The sequence below is a fragment of the Mycobacterium sp. IDUB_3 genome, assembly GCF_055419585.1.
In genome coordinates this window covers 689,901-713,557 of the sequence record NZ_JBVAXZ010000001.1, presented here as the reverse complement: position 1 = coordinate 713,557, position 23,657 = coordinate 689,901, and the positions used below count along the sequence as shown (strand labels likewise).

General features: G+C 64.8%; 24 protein-coding genes. 12 read left to right on the top strand and 12 right to left on the bottom strand.

The window, feature by feature from the left end; genetic code table 11:
* Positions 1-14: 14 nt before the first annotated feature.
* On the top strand, positions 15-986 hold the full coding sequence (locus ACZYVJ_RS03105; RefSeq protein WP_463829679.1) for an aldo/keto reductase: 972 nt from the start codon (positions 15-17) through the stop codon (positions 984-986).
* 19 nt (positions 987-1,005) lie between these two features.
* Here the strand turns inward: ACZYVJ_RS03105 and ACZYVJ_RS03100 are convergent, their stop codons facing one another.
* From ACZYVJ_RS03100 to ACZYVJ_RS03090, 3 genes are all read right to left on the bottom strand, one after another.
* The gene (locus tag ACZYVJ_RS03100) at positions 1,006-2,106 is read right to left on the bottom strand and encodes an NAD-dependent epimerase/dehydratase family protein (protein WP_463829678.1); all 1,101 of its coding nucleotides are present in this window, start codon (positions 2,104-2,106) and stop codon (positions 1,006-1,008) included.
* 7 nt (positions 2,107-2,113) lie between these two features.
* Complete coding sequence (locus tag ACZYVJ_RS03095) at positions 2,114-2,632, bottom strand: nuclear transport factor 2 family protein (protein ID WP_463829677.1); 519 nt, start codon at positions 2,630-2,632, stop codon at positions 2,114-2,116.
* Positions 2,633-2,694: 62 nt separating this feature from the next.
* Positions 2,695-3,501 (bottom strand): acyl-CoA thioesterase, encoded by an 807-nt coding sequence (locus tag ACZYVJ_RS03090; protein ID WP_463829676.1) that lies wholly within the window; start codon positions 3,499-3,501, stop codon positions 2,695-2,697.
* A gap of 129 nt (positions 3,502-3,630) precedes the next feature.
* Between ACZYVJ_RS03090 and ACZYVJ_RS03085 the strand changes: the two genes are divergently transcribed.
* From ACZYVJ_RS03085 to ACZYVJ_RS03065, 5 genes are all read left to right on the top strand, one after another.
* Positions 3,631-4,020, top strand: coding sequence for a DUF1801 domain-containing protein (locus ACZYVJ_RS03085; RefSeq protein WP_463829675.1), 390 nt, complete (start codon positions 3,631-3,633; stop codon positions 4,018-4,020).
* A gap of 80 nt (positions 4,021-4,100) precedes the next feature.
* Entirely contained in the window at positions 4,101-5,330 is a 1,230-nt protein-coding gene (locus tag ACZYVJ_RS03080) for an acyl-CoA dehydrogenase family protein (protein WP_463829674.1), read from the top strand.
* Between the two features lie 14 nt (positions 5,331-5,344).
* Positions 5,345-6,211 carry a hypothetical protein gene (locus ACZYVJ_RS03075; RefSeq protein ID WP_463829673.1) on the top strand — a complete coding sequence of 289 codons (867 nt, stop codon included), beginning with the start codon at positions 5,345-5,347 and terminating at the stop codon, positions 6,209-6,211.
* 135 nt (positions 6,212-6,346) lie between these two features.
* A complete protein-coding gene (locus tag ACZYVJ_RS03070) occupies positions 6,347-7,270 on the top strand; it encodes a TIGR03564 family F420-dependent LLM class oxidoreductase (RefSeq protein WP_463829672.1) in 924 nt (307 codons plus the stop codon).
* 112 nt (positions 7,271-7,382) lie between these two features.
* Entirely contained in the window at positions 7,383-8,165 is a 783-nt protein-coding gene (locus ACZYVJ_RS03065; RefSeq protein WP_463829671.1) for an SDR family oxidoreductase, read from the top strand.
* Here the strand turns inward: ACZYVJ_RS03065 and ACZYVJ_RS03060 are convergent.
* From ACZYVJ_RS03060 to ACZYVJ_RS03035, 6 genes are all read right to left on the bottom strand, one after another.
* Positions 8,158-11,058, bottom strand: a complete 2,901-nt coding sequence (locus tag ACZYVJ_RS03060) for an MMPL/RND family transporter (protein WP_463829670.1) — start codon at positions 11,056-11,058, stop codon at positions 8,158-8,160. The two genes, ACZYVJ_RS03065 and ACZYVJ_RS03060, sit on opposite strands and share 8 nt — an antisense overlap.
* Positions 11,055-11,489 carry an MmpS family transport accessory protein gene (locus ACZYVJ_RS03055; RefSeq protein WP_463829669.1) on the bottom strand — a complete coding sequence of 145 codons (435 nt, stop codon included), beginning with the start codon at positions 11,487-11,489 and terminating at the stop codon, positions 11,055-11,057. Before ACZYVJ_RS03055 ends, ACZYVJ_RS03060 begins: the two co-directional genes overlap by 4 nt.
* A 302-nt stretch (positions 11,490-11,791) precedes the next feature.
* Positions 11,792-12,400 (bottom strand): TetR family transcriptional regulator, encoded by a 609-nt coding sequence (locus ACZYVJ_RS03050; RefSeq protein WP_463829668.1) that lies wholly within the window; start codon positions 12,398-12,400, stop codon positions 11,792-11,794.
* Between the two features lie 213 nt (positions 12,401-12,613).
* Positions 12,614-13,540, bottom strand: coding sequence for an alpha/beta hydrolase (locus tag ACZYVJ_RS03045; RefSeq protein WP_463829667.1), 927 nt, complete (start codon positions 13,538-13,540; stop codon positions 12,614-12,616).
* A gap of 72 nt (positions 13,541-13,612) precedes the next feature.
* Positions 13,613-14,284 (bottom strand): enoyl-CoA hydratase-related protein, encoded by a 672-nt coding sequence (locus ACZYVJ_RS03040; RefSeq protein ID WP_463829666.1) that lies wholly within the window; start codon positions 14,282-14,284, stop codon positions 13,613-13,615.
* 40 nt (positions 14,285-14,324) lie between these two features.
* On the bottom strand, positions 14,325-14,942 hold the full coding sequence (locus ACZYVJ_RS03035) for a TetR/AcrR family transcriptional regulator (protein WP_463829665.1): 618 nt from the start codon (positions 14,940-14,942) through the stop codon (positions 14,325-14,327).
* A 108-nt stretch (positions 14,943-15,050) separates the two neighbouring features.
* Here ACZYVJ_RS03035 and ACZYVJ_RS03030 point away from each other — a divergent pair, with 108 nt between their 5' ends.
* From ACZYVJ_RS03030 to ACZYVJ_RS03020, 3 genes are all read left to right on the top strand, one after another.
* Positions 15,051-16,058, top strand: a complete 1,008-nt coding sequence (locus ACZYVJ_RS03030; protein WP_463829664.1) for a CobW family GTP-binding protein — start codon at positions 15,051-15,053, stop codon at positions 16,056-16,058.
* Between the two features lie 26 nt (positions 16,059-16,084).
* Entirely contained in the window at positions 16,085-16,912 is an 828-nt protein-coding gene (locus ACZYVJ_RS03025) for an acyl-CoA thioesterase (RefSeq protein WP_463829663.1), read from the top strand.
* A gap of 287 nt (positions 16,913-17,199) precedes the next feature.
* Positions 17,200-17,430: a DUF6400 family protein gene (locus ACZYVJ_RS03020; RefSeq protein ID WP_463829662.1), complete on the top strand. Its 231-nt coding sequence runs from the start codon at positions 17,200-17,202 to the stop codon at positions 17,428-17,430.
* A gap of 1,150 nt (positions 17,431-18,580) precedes the next feature.
* On the opposite strand, the gene ACZYVJ_RS03015 is transcribed toward ACZYVJ_RS03020, so the two are convergent.
* Both ACZYVJ_RS03015 and ACZYVJ_RS03010 read right to left on the bottom strand, forming a co-directional pair.
* On the bottom strand, positions 18,581-18,826 hold the full coding sequence (locus ACZYVJ_RS03015) for a hypothetical protein (RefSeq protein ID WP_463829661.1): 246 nt from the start codon (positions 18,824-18,826) through the stop codon (positions 18,581-18,583).
* A 320-nt stretch (positions 18,827-19,146) separates the two neighbouring features.
* Entirely contained in the window at positions 19,147-19,713 is a 567-nt protein-coding gene (locus ACZYVJ_RS03010) for a dihydrofolate reductase family protein (protein WP_463829660.1), read from the bottom strand.
* Between the two features lie 180 nt (positions 19,714-19,893).
* On the opposite strand from ACZYVJ_RS03010, the gene ACZYVJ_RS03005 reads away from it, so the two are divergent.
* Together ACZYVJ_RS03005 and ACZYVJ_RS03000 are read left to right on the top strand one after the other, a co-directional pair.
* Positions 19,894-21,579 (top strand): GMC family oxidoreductase, encoded by a 1,686-nt coding sequence (locus ACZYVJ_RS03005; protein WP_463829659.1) that lies wholly within the window; start codon positions 19,894-19,896, stop codon positions 21,577-21,579.
* Between the two features lie 166 nt (positions 21,580-21,745).
* On the top strand, positions 21,746-22,573 hold the full coding sequence (locus ACZYVJ_RS03000) for a DUF1906 domain-containing protein (RefSeq protein WP_463829658.1): 828 nt from the start codon (positions 21,746-21,748) through the stop codon (positions 22,571-22,573).
* Between the two features lie 41 nt (positions 22,574-22,614).
* Here ACZYVJ_RS03000 and ACZYVJ_RS02995 read toward each other — a convergent pair whose 3' ends face one another.
* On the bottom strand, positions 22,615-22,953 hold the full coding sequence (locus tag ACZYVJ_RS02995; RefSeq protein ID WP_463829657.1) for a hypothetical protein: 339 nt from the start codon (positions 22,951-22,953) through the stop codon (positions 22,615-22,617).
* A 170-nt stretch (positions 22,954-23,123) separates the two neighbouring features.
* On the opposite strand from ACZYVJ_RS02995, the gene ACZYVJ_RS02990 reads away from it, so the two are divergent.
* A complete protein-coding gene (locus tag ACZYVJ_RS02990) occupies positions 23,124-23,579 on the top strand; it encodes an MPT63 family protein (protein ID WP_463829656.1) in 456 nt (151 codons plus the stop codon).
* Positions 23,580-23,657 lie beyond the last annotated feature (78 nt).

Below are 23,657 nucleotides of genomic sequence, written 5' to 3'. Positions count from 1 at the left end.
ACAGGAGACATCCCATGAAATTGGCTCAACTCGCCGAGTTACAGGTCGGTCGCCTCGGATTGGGTGCGATGGGGATGTCGGTGGCCTATGCCGGCGCGGGCAGTGACGACGCCGAATCGATCCGCACCGTTCATCGCGCCATCGACCTGGGTGTCACGCTGCTCGACACCGCCGAGGTCTACGGCCCCTATGTCAACGAGGAACTTCTCGCCCGTGCCCTGCGGGGGCGACGCGATCAAGTAGTGCTGGCAACGAAATTCGGCCTGATTTCGCACACCGGCCGCGATGGCCTCGACAGCAGCCCCGCCAGCGTCCGCGTCGCCGTGGACGGTTCGCTGCAACGGTTGGCGACCGACCATATCGATCTGTATTACCAGCACCGCCTCGACCGCCAGACCCCGATCGAAGAGACGGTCGGCGCGCTGGCCGAGCTGGTGGCCGCCGGGAAGATCCGGCACATCGGCCTGTCAGAAGTCGGTGTGGACACCATTCGTCGCGCCCACGCGGTGCACCCCGTTACGGCCGTCCAATCGGAATACTCGCTGTGGACGCGCGATCAGGAAGACGAGATCCTGCCGGCGCTGCGCGAGTTGGGCATCGGGTTCGTCGCCTATTCGCCGTTGGGCCGCGGCTTCCTCACCGGCGCCATCCGCTCCACCGGGGAGCTGCCCGATACCGACTACCGCAAGACCAACCCGCGATTCTTTGACGACAATTTTCAGCACAACCTGCGGTGCGCGGACGAGGTGCGCGACATCAGCGCGGACGTCGGCGCGACGCCGGCTCAGGTCGCCTTGGCCTGGCTGATCGCGAAAGGCCCTGACATCGTGCCCATTCCGGGAACCAAGCGTGTCACGCGCCTGGAAGAAAACGTCGGTGCCGACGCGGTGGAACTTTCCGACGACCAACTGGCCAGACTGGATGGACTCACCCCGCCCGTCGGCGGGCATCACGCCGAGGCGCAGCTGGCCTGGATCGACCGCTAGTGGCTGGTGCTAGTGCGCGCTAGTCGACGCTCGCCCATGCCGCTGTGCCGTACTTCTTCTCGATCAGCGACCACGGGTCGGCGTAGGGGCCACGTCCCTCGAGCCGGCGCTGAACGAGCAGAACCGCACGCAGCGCCGGCCGCAGCACCGGGGCAAGCACCCGCAAAAGGAGGCGCAGGCGGCCCTGCGATTCGGCAAGCCACGCCAGCGTCTGGCCCCAGTCGTGCTCCTGGAAGTCCAGCAACGACTGCGCTTCGGTGGTGTCGTACCAGCCGGTGAAACTCCAGCCGCGGTCGTCGGCCGGGTCGCCGGGCAGGCTGGCCGACGGGCCCAGCGCACCCAAGCCGAAGGCCTCCATCAGGCCGTCCTCGAGGGCGCGCTGCGTCAGCACGTAGGACTCGTTGCCGCCGATGAGCACGACTTTGCCGGAAATGGTCGCCTCCCGGTCGACACCGTTGGCGAACGCCAGCGCCACATCGCGCGCGTCCACCGCGTGCATGCGGTTGTCGCCTGGCATCGATCGCATCAGCAGCAGCGAATCGCCGTTGACGGTCGAGCTGGTGTCCGGCGAGATGACGCCGCCCAGCCGGAAGAGCGCGTACGGCAGTCCGCTGCCACGGATGGCCGCCTCGGCGAGCACTTTGTCCTGGCCGTATTGATCGATGGGGTTCACCGGGGTGTCCGGGGTGATGCGCTCGGGCTGACGGTAGGGGTTGCGCGATCCGTATACGGCGGCGCTGGAGGCCATCAGGAACAGCGGCGGGCGGGGGAGTGATGCGCAGGCCGCCAAAAGGTTCTGGGTCCCACCGACATTGACGCGCCGGGCTAGCCCGGGGTTGCGGTACGACAGCGGGGAGACGACGGCGGCCAGGTGAACGACGGCTCCGGGGTTATGAGCCGCGACGAGCTCGCTCACCGCCTCGGCGTCCAGGAGATCGGTGTACGCGGGAATCAGCGTCCCCGGCTGCCCGCCGGTGGCGAGGTCTTTTTCGGTGGCGACGGTGTTGTCGTTGCGCAGATCCATCGCGACGGCGGTCCGTCCCCGCTCCAGCAGGATCTGCGTGCAGCGCTTACCGACTTGCCCGAACGCGCCGGTGACCAACACGGTGTCGACTGTCATGGGCGCGTCACCGATCCATCAGTCGGTCGGCGATCCTGCCGATCGCCGTGCGGATGCGGGGCGAGACGTAGATCGAGAAGAACGGCGTCACGATGTCCTCGCGGAGTCGAGTTAGCTTGGAGCTCTTGATAAGCCACTGGCCGCCGATCTTCTCGTAGGTCTCGTGGTAGTGGCCGTAGCCGACCAAGGTTACCCCGGGCCCGAATCGGACCACGTCTTGCAGCGCCCACGTTCCGCGCGCCGTCGTCGCCGAGGTGAGCTCGATTTCGGGCGTGTGCACCTGGTGGGCGGTGGGCTGCGTCGGGCGGCCAAGGGCCTTGCGGGTGAACGCCACGAAATCGTCGGCGCCGGCGATCACCTTGCCGCCGGCTTCGGACGTGTCGCTGAGGAAGTCGTCGGCGAAAATCGTCCGCCACGCCGCCCAGTCCTTGGTGTCCAGGTGGCGGCAATAGCGGGCCTTGAGCTGCTTGATGGATTCGATCGCCAGCAGCGACTCGGCCACCAGGCCCTCCGCGCTCTCTGTCATTGCGGCTCGATTCATTCGGTAAGCGTCCCGACGTGACGTTTCACTGGCGAAGTGTAAACTCGTCACCCTTTGAAGTAGACGATCTGATGTGTGGTGGCCAGCAGCCCGCCCGCCCGGGTCCACACTTTCGCGCTCTGGTCGAAATAGCCGCGGGAAAAGCGGTTCGCGTGCGCGGTGGCCAGCACGAAGTCGTTGCCAAGGGCGTCGAGCTGGGGCTGATCGGCGTGGAAATACGTGGTCAGCGAGATGGTCCCGGACGGGACGAAGCCGCCGCGGCGCAGGAACACCCGCGGGTAGAAGATGTCGCACAGCGCGGCGAGTGCGGGAAAGTCGACCGGGCGTCCCGCGCCGTCGCGAACCCACAGGGTGGAGGTCGACGACGGGCTCGGATCCCCGGCCTTGCCGGGCATCGCGCCCTCGACGTACCGGGTCTCGTACAGGCTGGTCCACCGAACGAGGCCCGGATCGACCGCGGGAACCTGCTCTGGCGCCGGCGCACTCGGCGGGTGGCTCTCCGTGTCGGCCCAACTCTCGCGCCGGACCGCGAAGATCGCGGTCGCAGTCGTCTTGACCACGTCGTCCTGGATGAGCTCGACGATCCAGTGCTGATTGGTCCGGTTGGTGCGCGCGGCCCGCAACCTGATGTCGAAGTCGCCGTCGGCGATGGGCGCGGCGTAGTTGACGGTCAGGGCCAGCGGTTCCCCGATGCGATCCGGGTGTGCCTCGACTGCATGCAGCATGACGGCGGCGGTGATCCCACCGAACGGTCCGACCATGTTGGCCCACTCCGGGTGCGTGCGGCCGCGCCTGCCGTCCGCGCCTATCGGGTCGAGGTGGAGGGCTTCGTCGAAGGGATGTGTGTCGGTCATAGTGATCGACCGCAGATTACTTGCGGGCGGCCTTGCTGCCGAACACGGGGGCTTGGCGTGTGGGCCAGGGCAGGCCCATCGGTTGATGTACGGTCCGGCGAGCGACAACCTCACCGAAAGCGAGCCACGATGGCGAACCCCAAGGACGACGCCGCAGCCAAATCTCCCGCCGAACTGATCGACGCCCGGATCGAGGAATTGGGGGATTGGCGTGGTGAGACGCTCGCGCGCATCAGGCAACTGATCAAGAAGGCCGACCCCGACGTGGTCGAAGAGTGGAAGTGGCGGGGCGTGCCCACCTGGTATCACAACGGGATGGTCTGCACCGGCGAGACGTACAAGAACGTCGTGAAGATGACCTTCGCCAAGGGCGCGTCGCTGCAGGATCCCACGGGTCTGTTCAACTCCAGCCTGGATGGAAACACCAGACGCGCGATCGACTTCCACGAGGGCGACACGATCGATGAGAAGGCGTTGACGGCGCTCATTCGCGCAGCGGTGACGTTGAACGGCTCCTGAGGCGCCAACCTGTACACCCGCGTGGTGGTTGCTGTACAGTCGCCCAGCACAAGGTCGACGCTCGAACGAGAGGCCATCCGGTGACTTCCGAGTCGGTCGCGGAATTTCGGACCCGGGCCAGGGCCTGGTTGGCCGCGACCATGCCACGACTCGATCCGGCGCAGGCGGCGCAGCTGGAACGCGATGAGCTGCAGTCCTGGCACCGGGCTCGCGAACTGCAAAAGCGGCTGTGGGACGGCGGATTCGCCGGGATCTGTTTCCCGCGCGAGTATGGCGGGCTCGGACTGAGCTACGAATACAAGAAGGCGTTCGACATCGAGTCCCAGGGGTATGAGACTCCGCTCCTGCTCAACGTCCCGTCATTCGCCATCTGCTGCGCAACGATTCTCGACATGGGCAGCGAGGAGCAGAAGCGCACGCACATTTCCGCCGCATTGCGCGGCGACGAGGTGCTGGTGCAGCTGCTGTCCGAGCCCAACGGGGGATCGGATCTGGCGGGTGTCATCACGCGCGCCGACCGCCGGGACGGACGATGGATCATCAACGGCGCCAAGACCTGGAGCACGTGGGCGTTCGCCGCCGACTACGGCCTGTGTCTGGCCAGGACCAACTGGGACGTGCCCAAACACGACGGGCTGACGATGTTTTTGGTGCCATTGCAACATCGGGGTGTGACGATCAACCGCATCCAGCAGGTCAACGGTTCCATCGAGTTCTGCGAGGAATTCTTTGACGACGTCGACGTGGGCGACGACGCGGTGGTGGGTGAGCCGGGCAAGGGATGGGACGTCGCGTCGCGGCAGCTCTACCACGAGCGGCGCACCATGGGCGACGGCTCGGAGTACACCAGCGGGCCGGGAATCGCTGAGGCCCATGATGTTTCGGTCGACCTGGTATCGCTGATCGACAAGACGAACCAATCCGGCAACCAACGACTTGAGGAGATGGTCGGCCGGGCGCTGGTGCACCGTGCCGTGCATGGCCAACTCAGTGAGCACGTCTTCCACGCCGTGGCCGGCGGATCCCTGCCGCCCGCCGCCGGGTCGATCATCCGGCTGTACATGGCCGAGGTGCACGACGTCGAGACCGACACCGCACTGGCCGTGGCGGGCTCGGCGGCCGTGGTTGACGACGGGGGCGGGTTGGTCGATATCGGGACGCGCTATCTGGGCCGCCAGACGGCCAGCATCGGAGGCGGTACCACCGAGATGGCGCGCAATGTGATCGGCGAGCGGGTGCTGAACTTCCCGCGCGAGCGTGCCGACGACCGCGGTGTGCCTTTCAACCAGGTGCGGCGCGGCAAAAGCTAAGGAGGCGAACAGATTTGAGCGGTCAACTTCGTGACATCCGAGAGTTGATGGGAGACTCCGACGCCTACCGCGACGAACTGTACCGGCGTTGGACCGGCCTACTGAGCTACCGCTACATAGGTCGCAAACACTCGTCGATGAACCTGGGGGAGACCGACGAGACCGTCACCATCCGCCGCGACATGCGCAACGAAGCGGGCGGAATCATGGTGGCGCCGTTGGCCATTTCCTCCCCGGAGGGTTGCCAGACCGACATGGTCGCCGTGCCCAATCCGGTCATCGCGTCGGTACAGATCGTCGATCCCGGCTACGACGTCGAGAGGATCGAGATCGTCGGGTCGGGCATCGTGCACCAGGGCCGCACCATGGGCTACGGGCGTTGCACCATCGTCGACGCCGACAACCCCAGTCGGGTGATCGCCTTCAACGAGGGGCAGGGCGCGATCATCGGCACCCCGCCGGAAGGCCTGGACCGCATGGATGTTTCGGGCACCGAGCTGGTGGTTGAGGACTCTCCCGATTTGCCGCCGTTGTGGCAGGCCTTCGGTGCCAGCCGGCGGGCCGACGGCCACTGGATACTGCCCGAACTGAGCACCGAACTCGCGTCACCGGATGCCGCGTTGCACATCGGACCCCAGCACGTCGTCCTCGAAACCGCGGCGATCGACCTCGCCGCCGAGGTGGCCGGGACCAAGAAGCTGCAGGTCGTCAACTGGCACGTGATGTTCATGTCGCGCGGCAAGGTGGGGCCTTTCCGGGTCGAGGGCACCGCGCATCCCGGCGGACCCGGGCGCGTCGGCGTCCGGATGCTGCTGCACGACGAGGGCAACGCCGACAAGGCGGTCACCTCGGCCGCGGCCGTCTTCGACATCGTCGGCTGAGCCGGGTTCGGCGGCCGCCGCCGCCACTCTCGCGATTGCGGCCGCCGCTTGAGAGCATGGTGGGGAACGCCTGGCGGGACAGCGAACGACGACAACGTTCCACCGCGGAAGGCGACGCAGAGGAGCGTGTGGGCCATGCAGGTTTCTATGTTCGGGCAACTCAGCGCAGCGGGCAGTGAGTCGCCGATCGACGCCACGATCGCCAACCTCGCTATGCTTCGCGATGAAGGCTTCAGCCGCGTGTGGATGAGCCAATTGCCTTACGAGCCAGACCTTCTCACGATCCTGGCCATCGCGTTGCACGAGGTCGACACGATCGAGGTGGCCAGCGGTGTGGTGCCCATCCAAAACCAGCATCCGATGCAGATGGCGCAGCGCGCCCTCACGGTGAGCCTCGCGTCGGGCGGCCGCTTCACGCTCGGGCTCGGCATGACCCATCAGGCGGTCACCGAGGGAATGTGGGGTATCCCGTGGGACAAGCCGGTGCGCAGGATGAACGAATACCTCGACGGGCTGCTGCCCCTGCTGGCCGGTGAACGCGCCGACGCCGCGGGGGAGACGGTGACAACTCGCGGCGCCCTGATGATTTCGGGGGCGCCGCGGCCCGACGTCTACATCGCGGCGCTGGGTCCCCAAATGCTCAAGCTCGCGGGCCGGCGCACGTCGGGCACCTGCACCTGGATGACCGGACCCGCGACGCTGGCCGGGCACGTCGCGCCGACGCTGCGCCAGGCCGCCGCCGATGCCGGACGTGAGGGTCAGGTGCGCGTCGCCGCGTCGTTGCCCGTCAGCGTGACCGATGACGTCGACGCCGCCCGCAAGCAGGCGGCCGAACAGTTCGTCATCTATGGCCAGCTGCCGTCGTACCGCGCGATGCTCGACCGCGAGGGCTACGCGGGGCCGGAGGATGCCGCCATCATCGGCGACGAGGACGCGGTCCGCGGCCGGCTCGACGAACTGAGTGCCGCGGGTGTCGACGAGTACGTCGCCGCGGCATTCGATCCGTCGCCGGAGGGCCGGGCACGCACGCGGGCGCTGCTGCGCGCGTACGACTCCTGATCGGTCGGGATCGACCCCGGCGGGTACCGCCTGTCCGCGCCCTTTGGATATGGCCATACATAGCCTTCGGTACGTATGGTGCATAGACGAACTCACACGACAGGAGAACGCAGTGGCAGAACGGTTGTCGGGCAAGGTCGCCCTCATCAGCGGCGGTGCCCGGGGAATGGGCGCATCGCACGTGCGGTCGCTGGTGGCCGAGGGAGCCAAGGTGGTGTTCGGCGACATCCTCGACGATGAGGGCAAGGCGGTGGCGGCGGAGGTCGGTGACGCAACCCGCTACCTGCATCTCGACGTGACCAAGCCCGAGGACTGGGATGCGGCGGTGGCCACCGCCCTGGGCGAGTTCGGCCGGATCGATGTGCTGGTCAACAACGCGGGCATCATCAACATCGGCACTTTAGAGGATTACGCGCTTTCGGAATGGCAGCGCATTCTCGACATCAATTTGACGGGCGTGTTTCTCGGTATCCGCGCCGTTGTCAAACCGATGAAGGAAGCGGGCCGGGGATCGATCATCAACATCTCCTCGATCGAGGGCATGGCCGGCACCATCGCGTGTCACGGCTACACCGCAACGAAATTCGCCGTTCGGGGACTGACCAAGTCGGCCGCGCTCGAATTGGGCCCGAGCGGAATCCGGGTCAACTCAATCCATCCCGGGCTGATCAAGACGCCGATGACCGATTGGGTTCCCGACGACATCTTCCAGACGGCGCTGGGCCGGGCCGCCCAACCAGTGGAGGTCTCCAACCTCGTGGTCTATCTGGCCAGCGACGAGTCCAGCTACTCCACCGGCGCTGAGTTCGTCGTCGACGGCGGCACCACCGCCGGCCTGGGACACAAGGACTTCTCCAACGTCGAGACCGGCGACCAGCCGGACTGGGTTACGTAGCGGCGGTTACCGATTCGCGTTCCTTGGCCGGCTGGGGCCAGGGCGACGGAACCGGGCGTTGACGGACGCGTTGCGGCCACCAGAACCACTTGCCCAGCAGCGCGGCAATGGACGGTGTCATCAGGGACCGCACGATCAGGGTGTCGAACAGCAGACCCAGCCCGATCGTGGTGCCGACCTGGCCGATGACGGTCAGCTCACTGACCGCCATCGTCATCATCGTGAAGGCGAACACCAGCCCCGCCGATGTCACCACCGAACCGGTGCCGCCCATCGATCGGATGATGCCGGTGTTCAGGCCGGCGTGGATCTCTTCCTTGAACCGCGCCACCAGCAGCAGGTTGTAGTCGGCTCCCACGGCCAGCAGGATGATGACCGACATCGCGAGCACCATCCAATGCAGCTCGATGCCGATCAGGTGCTGCCAGATCAGTACCGAGAGGCCGAAGGACGCGCCCAGCGAGAGCAAGACGGTTCCCACGATGACCGCAGAGGCCACCACGCCTCGCGTGATGATCAGCATGATGATGAAAATCAGGCACAGCGAAGAGATCCCGGCGATCAACAGGTCATAGGTGTTTCCGTCGCTGAGGTCTTTGTAGATCGACGCGGTCCCCGCGAGATAGATCTTCGAGCCCTCCAGCGGTGTGCCCTTCAGCGCTTCGTAGGCGGCCTTCTTGATCAACGGGATGTGCGAAATGCCTTCCTGCGACATCGGATCGCCGTCATGGCTGATGATGAAGCGCACGGCGTGACCGTCGGGGGAGATGAAGTTCTTCATGCCCTTCTTGAACTCGGCATTGTTGAACGTCTCCGGGGGCAGGTAGAACGAGTCGTCGTTCTTGGAGGCGTCGAAGGCCTTGCCCATGGCGTTGGAGTTCTTCTGCGCCTCGTTCTGCTGATCCTGCAGACCCTTCTGCGTCGAATACATGGTCAGCATCGTCGTTTTCATGGCCTTCATGTTTTCGATCATGGAGGGCATCAGCGCCACCATCTGGGGCATCAGCGTGTCGAGATGATCCATGATCGGCAGCAGGCTCTGGATGTCGTCGGTCATCGTGTCGATGCCGTCGAGGCCGTCGAAGACCGAGCGAAGCGACCAGCACACCGGGATGTCGTAGCAATGCTTTTCCCAGTAGAGGTAGCTGCGGATCGGGCGGAAGAAGTCCTCGAAATCCGCCATGTGATTACGCAATTCGTTGATGTCGATGGTCATGTCATGCATCTTCTTGACCATCTGGTGCATGTCGTTCGACATCTGGACGGTGATGCTCGACATCTTTTCCATGCTCTCGATGGTCGTCTGCATCATGTCGGCCTGATGCAGCATGTCGGTCATCTGATCTTCCTGGTACTTCTGGTTCATCTGCTGGGTGACGCCCTGCATGCTGATCTGGAACGGGATGGAGGTGTGCTCGATCGGCGTGCCCTGCGGGCGGGTGATGGCTTGCACGCGGCCGATTCCCGGTACCCGGAAGACGGTCTTGGCGATCTTGTCGATCACCAGGAAGTCCGCCGAGTTCCGCAGATCGTGATCGCTTTCGATCATCAACACTTCCGGATTCATCCGCGCCTGCGAGAAGTGTCGGTCCGCGGCCGCGTAACCCTCGTTCGCGGGCAGATCGGCGGGTAGGTAATTGCGGTCGTTGTAGTTGGTGCGGTAACCCGGCAGGGTCAGCAAGCCCACCAGCGCGACCCCGATCGTCATCACCAGGATCGGGCCGGGCCAGCGGACGACGAGCGCGCCGATCTTGCGCCACCCGCGAATCCGTTGTGTGCGTTTAGGTTCGAGGGTCTTGCCGAAACGCGTGGCCACCGCGATGACGGCAGCACCGAGCGTCAACGCCGCTGCGACCACCACCACCATGCCGATGGCCAGCGGAATACCCAGCGTCTGGAAATACGGCAGGTTGGTGAAGTGCAGGCAGAATGTCGCGCCGGCGATCGTCAAACCCGAACCGAGCACCACGTGGGCGGTGCCTTTGTACATCGTGTAGTACGCCTCTTCGCGGGTCTCACCGATAGCCCGGGCTTCCTGATATCGGCCTATCAAGAAGATCGCATAGTCGGTGGCGGCCGCGATTCCCAACGTGACCAACAGGTTGGTGGCGAACGTCGAGAGCCCAATGAGGTTGAAGTAGCCCAGGAAAGCCACCATGCCGCGCGCGGCCGACAGCTCGAGCACCACCATCACCAGTGTCAGCAACACGGTTACGATGGACCGATAGACCAACAGCAACATGCCGATGATCACGGTGAACGTGGCCAATGTGATGAGCTGCAGGCTCCGGTCGCCTGCCTCGTGTTGGTCCGCCGACAAAGCCGCGGGTCCGGTGACGTAGGCCTTGACGCCCTTGGGCGTCGGCACACTCTTGACGATGCTCTGGACGGATTCCACCGACTCGTTCGCCAGGGCCTCGCCCTGGTTACCGGCCAGGTAAACCTGGACGTAGGCGGCCTTGCCGTCGTTGCTCTGCGCGCCCGCCCCGGTCAGCGGATCGCTCCACATATCCTGAACGTGTTCAACGTGTTTGGTGTCGGCGTCGAGCTTCTTGACCATCTGGTCGTAGTAGGCGTGCGCGTCGGCGCCCAAGGGATTTTGGCCCTCGAGGACGATCATCACCGAGCTGTTCGACTTGTACTCGTTGAAGATCGCGCCCATGCGCTTGGTCGCGACGACCGACTGCGCATCGTCGGGCGCCATTGACACCGAACGCATCTTGCCGACCTCGTCCAGCTGGGGGACGGCCACGTTGAGCACCGCGATGAGCGCGATCCAGCCCAGGATGATCGGTACGGCCAACGTGCGGATGATCCTGGGGATCTTGTCGTGCACGGGTTCTTTGACGACGGGGATGGCGTCGGTGCGGGTGTCGTCGATCGTTGTGCTCATGCGGATTTCACCAAGCAGAAGGTCAGGGCGTGCACGCCGTGGGTGATGTTCTCGGCCTTGACTTCGTCATCGATGGTGATGCGGCAGCCGAGGGAACTGCCGTCACTTTGTGCCGAAAGGTTCGGGAAGACCGAGGGGGCGGTGGTGCTCAGGACCAGCGTCCACGGCAGCGGTGCGCCGTCGACCCGCCTCGGATCGGCGGACAGGTCCAAGTAGTTCACGTTGGCCTGGCTGGCCGATCCGAAGACCTCGTATTTGACCACCTTGGGCTTGAACGGCTTCGAGTCATCAAGCCGCGGGCTGGTCATGATGCCGGTGTCGTGGGCGCCGAAAAACGATTTGACCCTAACGACCGCAAAGCCGCCGACCACCACGACCGCCACGATCAACAGCGGCAACCAGGCGTTGCGTACAAGTCTCGATATCTGCACCTAGGTGATCCCTTCCCCGCCACGCGGTCGTGACGTGGATCAGCGTTTGCGCGACGGGAGATCGTGGGCAGGTGAGTGCCCGCAAGTCGCATTGCTCAACAAAGAAGTACGTCGATTGCTACGGTCCGCGCGCGCTGCAGCGTCGAACGCGGTGAATGCTGCCCACCCACACCGGCTGACGCCCCCGGCGCCGACACCCGGCTCACCTTGTTGCTGAAGCCTCCCCGGGTACCGCCACCAGCGCATAGTACATGATGTGCATATCTTGCAGTGCATGCAACATTTGCTACTGGTGTTTCAGGTCACTTTGTGAAGATGCTGTTCACCAGCGCAGCGGCACGCTCAACATAGGGCATCGGCGTGTCGGCGGTTTCACTTGCCTCGCCGCCGGCCCACCTCTCGATGCCGGAACGTACCGCCGTCAGTGCCAGCGCGGAGATCAGCGCCGCCATCTCGTCGCCGGGCTTCATCGCCTGGCGACGCACGATGATGTCGGTCAACTGGTTTTGAAACCGCTCCAAGTCGGCGAGGAACGCCGCCAACACGGCGGGAGAGGTCTTGGCGAGTTCCAGCATGTGGGCGGCGTGTTCGCGTCGCGGGGGCACGTCGCGGAGGTGGTGTGCGGCCAGGGTGATCAGCTCCGCCAGCACCACGGAGTACGGGGCGGGACCTGCGGCGACGAAGTCCGCCACCAGCTCGGGAGGTATGTCCGAGGGGCCGTAGGCGAGCGCGGATTCCTTGTTGGGGAAGTAGTTGAAGAACGTGCGCGTGGCAATGCCGGCTTCGGCGCAGATCTCGTCGACGGTGACCTTGTCGAATCCGCGTTCCAGCGTGAGGCGCACCGCGGCATCGCGGATGTCGGCGCTCGTCTGGCGGCGACGGCGCTCTCGTAGCCCTACGAAATTGCCCATACCTCTATAGTTGCACGTTATGCACACTTTGCAGTGAAAAGGGTGTTGCGCTCGGGGTCGATGACGTCGTGTGTCCTGTTCGGCAGCAAAGATCGGGCCGGCCGCACTCGGTGGCTGGAGTGACGCATGTGTTGGCGCGACACCGCAGCATAAGCCGTTGTTGCGCAACGTAATCCGGCTGAGCACTGCGGATGATGTGCTGGATGACGGCGGTCATCCGCTGGGTGCAAGCGCTCCCCGCAGATAATCGCATTGGCTTTCAAAGAACCGCGTCGATATCGGCGCCTTCTCCGCGATCTGATCGAACGCGTGAAACGCGCCCGGGACGATCTCCTCCTGCACCGGCACGCCCGCCTCGCGCAGGCGTCGCGCGTACTCCAGGCTCTCCCGATAGAAGAGATCCAGTGTTCCGACTCCGATCCAGGCGGGCGGCAGGCCCGACAAATCCGTCCGGCGAGCCGGTGCCGCCTCTTCGGGATCGGCCCCGTTCAGGTACCACTGCCAGGCCAGTTGGTTGTCGGATTCGGTCCACATGATGCGCCTGGGACCGTCGCGCTTGGCGCCGGTGCGATCGTCGAGCATCGGATAGACCAGCATTTGGAAGGCGAGTCGGACGTCGTTGCGGTCGTGCGCTCGCTGGGCGACCGCGGCCGCGAAATGCCCACCGGCGCTGGCGCCGCCGATGGCCACCCGATCCGGGTCGACCCAGGGCTGGCGGGCCAGCCACAGCAGGGCGGCATAACAGTCTTCGACCGGTATCGGGTAGGGGTGTTCGGGGGCCAAGCGGTGCTCTACCGCCGCGATCGCGAACCCGGTTCGGTGGGACAGCTTGCGCAGGTACTTATCGTCCTGGGCCGCGTGGCCCATGATGGTTCCGCCGCCATGGATCCACAGCAGCGCGGGGGCGCGGTCGGGAAGGCCGGCCGGACGGTGCAGACGGACGATGACGTGCTCGTTGACGGCTGCGACCGGCACGGTGCGGAGGCGCCCCGCGTTGCCCATCAGGTTCATGACCGCACGCTGAAACTTCAGGCCGCGGTGCAGGGCGTAGCCGCGCGGCACGAACCGCGCCACCTTGCGAAGGCCGGGGTCTAAAACTGCTGGGGACGTGAAGGCGTTGTCGGGGAGCCTGTTTGCCATCGAAAGCCCCTGTCCCGTTGCGCCGGCAGACATCGCTGACCATACAGGAACGGGCTTAGTGTCCACGGGCGGTTATCGCGACTCGTTCGGATCGTCGACCAGTGCGCGCACCGCGCGATCGAACATGGTCTGTTTTATCGCGCCCAGGGTGCCCGGGTCTTTGCCCTGCAGGGGGCGGACCAGATCGAGGGCCGTGTCGGCGACCGTGTCCTCGGGGCAGATCGCGTCGACGATGCCGAATTGTTCTGCGTCGGGGGCACCGAAACGTCGGCCGGTGGTCATCGAGGCGACGGCGGCGCGGGGCGTGAATTTGGCTTGGATGAGCGCGGCCATGCCAGGATTGAACGGGATGCGGATGTCTACCTCGGGAAAACAGAAGTACCCGCGGTCGGCGCGCATCACGCGAAAGTCATGCGCCACGGCCAGCATCGCGCCGGCGCCGAATGCGTGACCCACCACCGCGGCCGCGGTGGGTAGGGGCATGGTCAGCATGCGTGCCAGTAGTTGATGCACCCGGCCGATGTACCACTGCCCTCGATCGCTGTGAGCGCCCAACCATTCCAGATCCAGGCCGTTGGAGTAGAACTTCCCGCCCGCGGTCGTGATCAGTCCCTGGGCGCCGTCGGAGACGGCTTGGTTGAGCGCATCATCGATGTCGTCCAGAAACGCAGGGGAGAAACGGTTCTCGTCGTCGCCCAAGCGGACGATGGCGATTTTGTCGGCGTAGTCCAATGTCACTGTCATGCATTTCCTCCTGAGTTAGTCTGGCAGTTAAGAAGATTCGTCAGCCGCGGCGCTGCTGCGATGGGGGCCCTATTGTCAGCACGGCGCGCACGGCCGCGTGCAGCTGTGCGCGTGCGGTGGCGCTCCCAAGCCGGTCGCGACGCAGCAGCAGCGCGGTGGGCAGGTCGACGACACAACTCGTTATCGCGTCCACCGCCGCGGCGTCCTTGCGGTCCCAGACTGTGATGGCAAGCCGCACCATCAACGCGACAAGAAGTTTGTCGAGGCGCCGCAGCTCATCGGCGACGTCGTGGGGAACGTCGTCGGCGAGCACTTCCTCGCGGCGCACGCGCAGCACCAACGTCGATGAACCGGGATACTGCTCGGTAAAGACCACCGCCGCGTCGGCGGCGGCCACCACGGCCTCGATGGGGCCGCCGGTGGCCAGTGCTTCGTCGGCCAACGAAGTCTGCACCGCCAAGAATCGCCGACCCGCCCGCAGCCAAGCCTGGCCCATCAGACCGCCCCGCGAGGTAAACGTGTGGTACACAGCGCCGTTGGACATACCCACCGCGGCGCTGATCGCTCGGATGGTCACCGCGGTCGGGCCCGACCGCGCCACCAGGTCCTCGACGGCGTCGAGGACGACGTCGGGATCGTGGACGCGGGGGCGAGGCATGCGGTCACTATAACAGAGCGAGTGCTCTGTTATAGTCGGCCGGCCGATGATCCATTCTGGGCCGCGGTTAGCATCGGGTGTCCGGATGCCGATGTGGAGGGCGAGGTTTTGGTTGAAATTCCCGTCATCGCGCTCACCGGCCATCTCGGCGCCGGCAAGACGACCCTGCTGAACCACCTGCTGCGGCACCCTGGCACACGAATCGGTGTGGTGGTCAACGACTTCGGCGACATCAACGTCGACGCCGGTCTGGTGGCGGGCCAGGTCGACGAGCCGGCCTCGATCGCCGGAGGATGCATCTGCTGCCTGCCCGACGACGGTGGGCTCGATGAGGCGCTGATCAAGCTCGCCGACCCGGCTCGGGGCCTGGATGCCATCGTTGTCGAGGCCAGCGGTCTGGCCGACCCGGTGGCGATCGCGCGGATCATTGGCTTCAGTGAGATCCGCGGCGTCCGGGCGGGCGGGCTTGTCGATGTCGTCGATGCGGTGAACCACTTCGAGACCGTCGACTGCGGCACATTGCCGCCGGTGCGCTACGGTGCGGCCTCGCTGATCGTGGTCAACAAGCTCGACCAGATTCCCGAGGGTGAGCGGTCGGCGGTGGTGCAACGCGTCACACAACGTGCGGCGCAACGCAGTCCGCGCGTACATGTCGTCGGCACAACGGCTGGCCGGATAGACCCGGAGCTACTCTTCGACGCGTCCGCGACGCCTGGCCAGGTTGGGCAGCTCTCGTTTCTGGATTTGGAGCGCGAGCCCGAGCACGACCACGACCATGCCGATGCCGTCACCGTCAGCAGCACGGGCTGCGTCGACCCCGATGCCCTGATCGATCTTCTCGAAGATCCGCCGCCGCAGGTGTTCAGGATGAAAGGCATTGTGGCGGTGCGCCACCGCGCGACCGTTCGCGACTACGTCGTCAACCTGGTGGGCAGCGCGATCGATATCGGGAAGGCGCCACCGGGGGCCCCGGCCAATTGTCTGGTGGCCATCGGGATGCATCTCGACACCGACGGCGTCCGTGCGCGACTAGACAACGCGCTGCAGCCTGCGTCCGGTCCGGCGTCGGCGCAGGCTCTACGGCGGCTACAGAGGTACCGGCGACTCGGCGCGTGACGAGCGATCCGGCAAGATACGTCGTGATGTCATCTTCGCTGGGCGACGTGCTCGCCACCTTGGAACTCGAGAGGGTCGACCAGTGGGCCTTCGTCGGGCAGCAACTACCTGCACCCGCCAACCACATTCTCGGCGGCCATATCTCCGCTCAGGCGTTGTTGGCGGCAAGCCACACCGCGCCGGGTCGCACACCGCACAGCGTCCACACGTATTTCCTGCGGCCCGGCGATTCGCGTCGGCCGGTGGACTTCGAGATAGTCGACCTCCAGGAAGGCCGGACGTTTTCGGCGCGACGGGTCACTGCGCGCCAAGACGGCAAGATTCTGATGGAGGCGATGTCGTCGTTCAAGGTCGCCGATTCCGCGCCCGAGCAGGTTGGCTATCAACCACCCATGCCAGAGGCTTCCAGCCCGGAGTCCCTGCCGTGGGTCGCGCCGCATCTGGCGGAGTCCGACAAGAGCGCCTCAGGGCGGTGGTCGAGCCTGCGCTGGTTCGAGCGCCGGACCATCGACACCGAGGTCATGCCACCCGCACGGGCGCCGATGTGGTGGCGGCCCGACGGGGAGGTTCCCGATGATCCGGCGCTCACCGCCAGCCTGGTGGCCTACCTGTCGGCGGTGACGTTGACCGAGCCGGCGTATGCGGCACGCGGCGGTGTCGGGCCATCAGCTCAGCGGGATCATTCGGTGTGGTTCCACGCGCCGGCCGCGTTGTCGGATTGGCTTCTCTACGATCGGTCGTCACCCAGTAGCGCTGGGTCGCTGGCGCTGGCGAGTGGGACGATGTTCAATCGCAACGGCGAATTGGTGTGCACGGTGAAACAAGAGATGTACTTTCCGCCGCACACCGCGTGATCGGGGGGTCATCAAAAGCTCTGCCCTGCAAGAATATTCGTCACAGTGACGTATTGTCGGCGATGGGCGGGGAGGTAAGCGGGGGGTTCGCGGGCCCGTTTCAGGGCCGCGGCAACGTGGCGACCCGTCTGGTCGCGGTCGCGTCGACCCGCGGTCCCCGAATCGTCGGTGGTCAGCACCGAGTGTGACGAACCTCAACCGGCAACAGTGACGTAGGTCATAGACCCATCAGCGTCTATCGGGCCATTCTGGCCCCTTCGTTTGCATATCTAATGGCTGGGAGCGCAATGGCCGACCTCGACTTTGCCTATGACCTGACCCTCGACGAGGCGCGTAGGCGCAGCGCCATGTTCGAAGCGATGGGTGACGACTGGGATCCAATCGCTGTGCTGAGCGAGGAAGAGCGGGCGTACGACATGCTGTACTCCAATCTGGATGAGGAGCAGCAACGGGTCTACGACGAGTTGGTCCGCGCCGGCATTCTGCCCGAACGGACGGCGGCTCGTGCTACCGATTGATCCGACCGCCGATCGCGGCCGCCGCGCATGGTTGGCATGTCCGCGCTGCGATCACGGCGCCAGGTGTGGTGATTGCCGAAGCAGTCGCAACTGCGATACGCACTGGCAGTATCTCCTGAGCAACAAGGGGACCCTGGTGCATCTGCAGTGCTCGGATTGCGGCCACCTCTGGTCGACCGACACGCACCGCCGCACCCGGCCCAGGTCGCGGGGGCACAAGCCGAACTAGCACCGGTTAACGTCGCATCTCAATAACCCTGCGCCGCAAAGATATTCGTCACAGTGACGTATTGATGGCGATGGGCGGGGAGGAGGGGATGGGGTGCCCGGGCGGTGCGGGGAGGCAAAACCTTGGGTGTTGGGTCGTCTGACTTTATGGCGGCCTCGCTGGCGATTCGACCTTGATAGGTCGGGGTGCGTGCATCGATAGCGCTATCCGCGCGGCGGCGGGCGGGAAGACGCAAACCGGCAGGTCACCGGGCTGGACGGTTTGAGCTCGGCATTCCCGTTTACCGATAAGCGACATTATGTCATGTAAAGTACGCCGTTTTCATCTGACGAATCGCGGAAGTTTCCCGTGGCCGCCCTCACCCGCCACGTCAGGGTCGCTATGGTCAAAGCGCCTCGCTGCCAAGGGATTTTGGCGGTTTACGCCAGGTCTGCACGGCCTCCTTCCGGTGCAGTTGCCGACGTCGATTATGTTGTGCTGAACAACGCGGTCACGAGTTCAATGGCTTAAGACCGAAAACGAGTGAACCCAGCCAAAATTCGCCGATACGATCGTCGGCTGCCCACTAGGCTGCGGTGCCGAACGCCAGCTACGAGGTGCACCCCATCCGGGGCCGCACCCGATTAGCAGGTGACTGCCGGGCCGCCCTTCATGGGGCAGTAGGGAAGGCAGCTCACCGACGTGGTTGAGACGGCGAAGGCGAGCAGCACTACAAGCAAGACTCTTTTTCCCCTGGTCATAACCGAAAAGTGTACATCCGGCCAGGATCCCCCGCGGCGGTTTCGGGCCTATCGAACCGGCCGCGAGTGTGCGTCCAGGGCGCCACACCGCACAAACCTGTTTCGTTCGACCGCGGCTTTCAGCCGGATCCACGCTAGCCCCGACTGAGCGGCTACCACTGTGGCGCGAAGCTGCGTCGGGCTAACCCATTGTCAAGATTGCGCCCGCGGCGATGCCAATCACCGTCACAAGGGATACCAAAATCACCGTGATCGCCGCGCGCACGATCTCTTCTTCCGTGAGTCTGGGGCGCGGCTTCGATTCGACGCGAACGGTGTCCCCTAGGCAGCCAATTGCGTTCACTTTTGCGACCGCCAAAAGGAGATCGTCATGCCCGTCAGCTGTGTCTTCCTTGACTGGGTTGTGCGCGGCGATTGCGGTCGTCATATCAGCCCCCCGGGCTTGCGGACGCCGATTGGCGTTACTCGACGGTCGAAAGCTTCGGCTTTCTCGTATATCCGACGATACGAGTGCGAGATCACGATTGCGGTAACGATCCTTAACGGTCGCAGCACATAGTTGTGCTCCCGCACTGCGCGGCTTGCAGTGACGCTGACATCGTGACGGAAGACCTCCCCCGCTGCGATGCGCGAGGCATGCACGAGTCAGATATGGAGGAACACCGGTAGACTATTCCGTTTTCGATTGCACGCCAGCGCATTTGGACTCGCGTAGAGTGTCCGCAGCTCGTCTGGCCGGGTATTCGATCAGTCGTGTATGGCCTCGTACCTCAGCAGGACCGTGCCGCCCGGGAAGGTACGGTTCTCCAACAGGCGCAGCGAGGTCCATGACGGCAGTGTGGGGAAGAACGGGGTGCCGCCGCCCACGACGGTGGGCGCGACCACGATCCGGTACTCGTCCACCAGTCCGGCCTGCACGATCGGTGCGGCCAGCGTCGCGCCGCCCACCTCCAGCCTTCCGTCGGTTTCGGCTTTCAGCTTCGTTACCACCTCGACCGGGTCGCCGCGTTCCAGGCGGGAGTTCCAGTCGACGGACTCGAGGGTGCGCGAGAACACCACCTTGGGCATGTCGCGCCAGATGTGGGCGAAGTCGACGATCAGAGGGGTGGCGTCCGGGGCCTTGTCGGCGGTCGGCCAGTACGCGGACATCAGTTCGTAGAGCCGACGACCGTAGAACGACAGGGCGGTCTCCCGCTCGAAGTCGTTCCAGTACTGGTGCAGCTCTTCGCTCGGATCGCTCCAGTCGATGCTGCCTTGTGCGTCGGCGATGTACCCGTCCACCGACACGTTGAAGCCATAGATGAGTTTGCCCATGAAGATCAGACTGCACCGGAGGGCGAAATTCATCGCGACCAACAGTTTCAGATGCCAAGGCTAAAGCGTTGTGCTTGGTCACGGTCTGTATCTTGTTCGGGGCCAATCGTTCCCTGACGAGATGAGGCCGTCGTCGCGCACACTAGGACGCGCATCCGACGCTTGGAGGACCGATACCGAATGAGCACGGTCGCCGAATTCGACTTCATCATTGTGGGAGCAGGCAGCGCAGGCTGCCTGCTCGCTAATCGGCTCAGCGCCAACCCCGATCGCCGTGTGCTCCTCATTGAGGCCGGCGGTAGAGATGACTGGTTCTGGATCAAGGTGCCGGTTGGCTATCTGTACACAATGGCCAACCCCCGTACCGATTGGGGTTTCACCACCGAGGCCGACCCAGGTCTGGCCGGCCGCAGCATTCTCTACGCGCGGGGCCGCGTCATCGGCGGCTGCTCGTCGATTAACGCGATGATCCACATGCGCGGACAGGCCAGCGACTACGACCTGTGGGCGCAGGCTACCGGCGACGACCGATGGCTTTGGGGCGGCCCGGACTCGCCAGGCGAGACACTGGCGATCTACAAAGAGTTGGAAGACTACTTCGACGGCGCCGACGACTGGCACGGCGCCGGCGGTGAGATCCGCGTCGAGCGGCCGCGCGTGAGCTGGAAGATCTTGAACGCCTGGCAGGCCGCCGCCGCGCAGGTGGGCATCGCCCCCATCGAGGAGTTCAACCGCGGCGACAACGCCGGCAGTGCGTACTTTCATGTCAACCAACGGCGCGGCCGTCGCTGGTCGATGGCTGATGCTTTCCTGCATCCCATCGCCCACCGACCCAATCTCACCGTCTACACACATACGCAAGCCTTGCGGCTTCTGATGGACGGCCAGGTCCACGACGATCAGCGTCGCGGTGCCTGGACCACGGCGCAGCACCGCGTCACCGGCTTGCGGCTGCTCAAAGGTGACCAAATCATCGACGTCCAAGCCCGCCGCGAGGTGATCCTGAGCGCCGGAGCTATCGGCTCGCCGCACCTGATGCAAGTCTCCGGTCTGGGCCCGGCCGGCCTGCTCGCCCAGCATCAAGTGCCGGTGATCGTCGATCTGCCAGGAGTGGGCGAAAACCTCCAGGACCACCTGCAGCTTCGAACGGTCTACCGGATCCGTGGCGCCCCTACGGTCAACACGCTGTACCGGAATTGGATCACCCGCGCGGGCATGGGACTTCAGTACCTGCTGTTGCGATCGGGGCCCATGACCATGCCGCCTTCCACCCTGGGGGCCTTCGCGAAGAGCGACCCCGCGCTAAGCAGTCCCGATATGGAGTGGCACGTCCAGCCCTTGTCTTTGCCGAAGTTCAGCGAACCCCTGCACCCCTTCGGAGCGATCACTCCCTCGGTCTGCAATCTGCGACCCAGTTCGCGTGGCCATGTGCGCATGGCCGACGCAGATCCACTGACCCACCCGAAGATTTCCTGCAATTACCTGTCGACTGACGCCGATCGTCGAACCGCCGTGATTGGCCTCCGGATGACCCGGCAGATCATGGCGGCGCCAGCTCTCGCCCGCTACCGCCCGCAAGAGTTGCTTCCCGGCCCGCAATTGTTGAGCGACGAAGAGCTGCAGAAGGCGGCTAGTGAACTCGGTACGACCATTTTCCACCCCGTGGGCACCTGCGCGATGGGAACCTTTGATGTACATGGTCGGCCGCGCTCGGCCGCCACGGTGCTCGACACCGACTGCCGCGTATATCGTGTCGCCGGCCTTCGAGTCGCCGATGCTTCGGCTATGCCCACCATCACTTCCGGCAACACCAACGCGCCGACGATGCTCGTCGCCGAGCGCGCAGCGCGGGCGATCGTGGGATAAGCCGGTTAACAGCGAGGCATCAATCTGCTTGCGCGGCGGGTTGTTTCGCATGCGGATTCGTGGTCATTGCTGAACGGTCACCGCTCGGTATCCATTTGGGAACGCAACCGCGTTTCGGTTTGGGCAGGTCTATCGGTAACAACAGTCACATCGTTAACATCACGCGATGCACAATTTGCCCCGGGCCGCCAGTAAGGCGCGACCGCGTGTCGTTTCCCGGCGCGACGCGCTGCGTTACGCCACCGCGTTGGCCGGTCTGGGCGCCGCATCAGTAGCCTGCGGCATGCCGACGGCGGCCGCCGCCGCTCCTCCCCAATTGATCGATTTCGCCGCGCGCCAGATCCCGGCCGAGCAAATCCGAGCTGCCGGCTATCGCGGGGTGGTCAACTACGTCTCGTTGTCACGTCCCGGCTCGTCGTTTGGCGCCAAGCCGATCACTCGGTCCTACGCGGACTCACTGATAGCCGCGGGCTTGGCGATCGTCAGTAACTATCAATACGGCAAGCCGGGTGGGTCGGTACCGTCAGACTTCACGCGGGGCTACACGGGCGGCGTCGCAGATGCGCGCACCGCCTGGGGTTTGCACACCGCGGCAGGCGGCGGCCAGAGTGCGCCGATTTTCTTCACCATCGACGAGGACATCAATCGCGACACCTGGAATCACACCGCGTTGCCGTGGTTTCGCGGAATCAACTCGGTTCTTGGGGTTGCGCGCACTGGCGTCTACGGAGGCGTCAGGGTGTGCCAGTGGGCCGCGGCCGATGGCGTCGTCGGATCGTCAAGCACACCTGGCCGCCGGTGGCTCTGGCAAACCAGAGCCTGGTCCGGCAGTCAGGTTCACCCCGCCGCTGTTCTCTACCAGCGCGTCGTGAGCACCGCGTCCAATCCCGGGCCGAAGGTCGGCGGACTCGAAGTGGATGTCAACGACGTCCTGGCCCCCGACTGCGGCCAGTGGAACCTCCACGCGGGTCGTCCAAGCGGCGATGTGCGATAGGTGTTGCTGCCACTTCCGGCATACCAACGCGCCGGTCATGCTCATCGCAGCGTGCGCAGCGCGAGCGATCGTGGAATAAGTCGGTTAGCACCGACATCAAACACGTTGCGGTGCAATATTTTTCGTGCCCATGGACGCCGGTTTCGGGCTACGGCCTCCGCGGTACGAGCTAACCGAAGGTGTGCCGCCCGGGTCGCGCGGGGTATCCAGGCCTCCAGGATCTTGCCCGTGGTGATATTGCGGGTGTGCCGGCCTGGATCGTTCTTAGCGGTGATTACGCCGCCCTGGAACTGCTGGAACACCAGACCGCTGTCCCGTGTCCCGGCGCGACGGCGGCCAAGGCAGACGACTGCTGCGCGGCGGTACGCGATCGTTCTCATGGGCTTCCTTTCGCGCGGTTACAGAAGGCGAGCCAGGGCACCTGAGTACCAGTGCGCAGGATCCGGCAGGCGCTATTCAGCAAACATCAGGTTTGAAATTCCGAGCTTTGGATAGAACTCAATTCAGCTGCCGCTCCTGGATAGCCGGCACATCACGAAGGGAGCCCGACGTGGCGTTCTCACACATCTCATCGAAAATAACGACAGCAACAGCTGCATTGGCGGCGGTCGGACTTTTCGCGGCGACCCCGGCATTCGCCGATCCGCAGGTGCTGCAATTCGGCCAGATGGCCGAGATTTCCAGTAATGGCGGCACCATCGACTACACGGTGAGCAACCTGCAACCCAGCGGCCACAACGACGGCATTTGGTACTCCGACGTCACGGCCAAAGGTGTGAGCGGTAACGCGACTCCGAACATCGCCGACTTCAACGCGCGGGCCGTCAACAGCTCGACGTTCGCGGTGATGAAGGGCAACCAGACCGACGGCCTTCCTGAGGGGCCACTCCCCTTAGGCAACCCTGTTACGGGGCGCCTTTACTTCGACGTCCGCAACGGTACGAACCCCGATAGCGTCGTCTACCGGGACGCCGGAGGTACGGACAAGGTCGTCTGGAAAAGCTAGCTACTCGCCCAGCCAGTAAGGCCGGCCGCTCGCCGCAGGGACATGCCGCGATTTGTCGTACCCCGCTGCAATGCTGGT

Bases quoted from the DNA above. Each gene is read 5' to 3' on its own strand.
- ACZYVJ_RS03025 (WP_463829663.1), top strand. From the start codon at position 16,085: ATGTCATCTTCGCTGGGCGACGTGCTCGCCACCTTGGAACTCGAGAGG.
- ACZYVJ_RS03100 (WP_463829678.1), bottom strand. From the start codon at position 2,106: ATGACAGTCGACACCGTGTTGGTCACCGGCGCGTTCGGGCAAGTCGGT.
- ACZYVJ_RS03040 (WP_463829666.1), bottom strand. From the start codon at position 14,284: ATGACAGTGACATTGGACTACGCCGACAAAATCGCCATCGTCCGCTTG.
- ACZYVJ_RS03060 (WP_463829670.1), bottom strand. From the start codon at position 11,058: ATGAGCACAACGATCGACGACACCCGCACCGACGCCATCCCCGTCGTC.
- ACZYVJ_RS03045 (WP_463829667.1), bottom strand. From the start codon at position 13,540: ATGGCAAACAGGCTCCCCGACAACGCCTTCACGTCCCCAGCAGTTTTA.
- ACZYVJ_RS03070 (WP_463829672.1), top strand. From the start codon at position 6,347: ATGCAGGTTTCTATGTTCGGGCAACTCAGCGCAGCGGGCAGTGAGTCG.
- ACZYVJ_RS02995 (WP_463829657.1), bottom strand. From the start codon at position 22,953: ATGAGAACGATCGCGTACCGCCGCGCAGCAGTCGTCTGCCTTGGCCGC.
- ACZYVJ_RS03035 (WP_463829665.1), bottom strand. From the start codon at position 14,942: ATGCCTCGCCCCCGCGTCCACGATCCCGACGTCGTCCTCGACGCCGTC.
- ACZYVJ_RS03090 (WP_463829676.1), bottom strand. From the start codon at position 3,501: ATGACCGACACACATCCCTTCGACGAAGCCCTCCACCTCGACCCGATA.
- ACZYVJ_RS03020 (WP_463829662.1), top strand. From the start codon at position 17,200: ATGGCCGACCTCGACTTTGCCTATGACCTGACCCTCGACGAGGCGCGT.
- ACZYVJ_RS03085 (WP_463829675.1), top strand. From the start codon at position 3,631: ATGGCGAACCCCAAGGACGACGCCGCAGCCAAATCTCCCGCCGAACTG.
- ACZYVJ_RS03000 (WP_463829658.1), top strand. From the start codon at position 21,746: ATGCACAATTTGCCCCGGGCCGCCAGTAAGGCGCGACCGCGTGTCGTT.
- ACZYVJ_RS03015 (WP_463829661.1), bottom strand. From the start codon at position 18,826: ATGACGACCGCAATCGCCGCGCACAACCCAGTCAAGGAAGACACAGCT.
- ACZYVJ_RS03005 (WP_463829659.1), top strand. From the start codon at position 19,894: ATGAGCACGGTCGCCGAATTCGACTTCATCATTGTGGGAGCAGGCAGC.
- ACZYVJ_RS03095 (WP_463829677.1), bottom strand. From the start codon at position 2,632: ATGACAGAGAGCGCGGAGGGCCTGGTGGCCGAGTCGCTGCTGGCGATC.
- ACZYVJ_RS03050 (WP_463829668.1), bottom strand. From the start codon at position 12,400: ATGGGCAATTTCGTAGGGCTACGAGAGCGCCGTCGCCGCCAGACGAGC.
- ACZYVJ_RS03010 (WP_463829660.1), bottom strand. From the start codon at position 19,713: ATGGGCAAACTCATCTATGGCTTCAACGTGTCGGTGGACGGGTACATC.
- ACZYVJ_RS03105 (WP_463829679.1), top strand. From the start codon at position 15: ATGAAATTGGCTCAACTCGCCGAGTTACAGGTCGGTCGCCTCGGATTG.